This is a genomic window from Collinsella sp. LCP19S3_D5, from assembly GCF_052121415.1.
In the GTDB taxonomy this organism is placed as follows: domain Bacteria; phylum Actinomycetota; class Coriobacteriia; order Coriobacteriales; family Coriobacteriaceae; genus Collinsella.
Map to the genome: position 1 here is coordinate 1 of NZ_JBQKEH010000039.1, position 936 is coordinate 936.

The following is a 936-nucleotide window of genomic DNA, read 5'->3' on the forward strand; positions in this document are numbered from 1 at the left end:
TCGTCCGCGAGAAGCTGGACTCCATCGAGGACAACCTCGAGTTCGTCAAGAAGACCATGGCCGGCATGACCAAGGCCGAGATCGAGATGCCCCTCACGGCCTCCACGACCCTCGACTCCCTGGTCAACTCCGAGTCCGAGTCCGACCTGATCATCGACCCGATGCCCAACCTCTACTTCACCCGCGACCCGTTCGCGGTCGTCGGCGAGGGCGTCAACCTCAACCGCATGTACTCGGTCACCCGCAACCGCGAGACCCTGTACGGCAAGTACGTCTTCAAGTACCACCCCGACTACAAGGACGTCTCCCTGTACTTCCGCCGCGACTGCCAGTTCCACACCGAGGGCGGCGACGTGCTGAACATCAACGAGAAGACCCTCGCCGTCGGCATCTCCCAGCGCACCCAGGCCGCCGCTATCGACGTCATGGCCCAGAACATCTTCTGGAACTCCGACTCCAAGGTCGAGCGCATCCTGGCCTTCGACATCCCGGTCTCGCGCGCCTTCATGCACCTCGACACGGTCTTCACCCAGATCGACGTCGATAAGTTCACGATCCACCCCGCCATCATGGGCACCCTGCGCGTCTACGAGCTGACCGCCGGCAAGAACCCGGGCGACGTGAACATCCGCCTGATCGAGGACACCCTCGAGCACGTCCTGGAGGACGCCACCGGCGTCGACCAGGTCAAGCTGATCCCCTGCGGCGGCGGCGACCCGATCGCGGCCTCCCGCGAGCAGTGGAACGACGGCTCCAACACCCTGTGCGTCGAGCCCGGCAAGATCTGCGTCTACGCCCGCAACACCGTCACCAACGACGTGCTGTACAAGGAGGGCCTGGACCTTCTCGTCGTGCCCTCCGCCGAGCTCTCCCGCGGCCGTGGCGGCCCGCGCTGCATGAGCATGCCCTTCTGGCGCGAGGACCTCTAAGGTTTTC

Annotated in this window: 1 protein-coding gene; it reads left to right on the top strand. The window is 64.7% G+C overall.

The features are described 5' to 3' along the window. The coding region (locus tag ACTQXO_RS08725; protein ID WP_441039021.1) for an arginine deiminase at positions 1-929 on the top strand (929 nt) is incomplete at its 5' end. Positions 930-936: the final 7 nt, after the last annotated feature.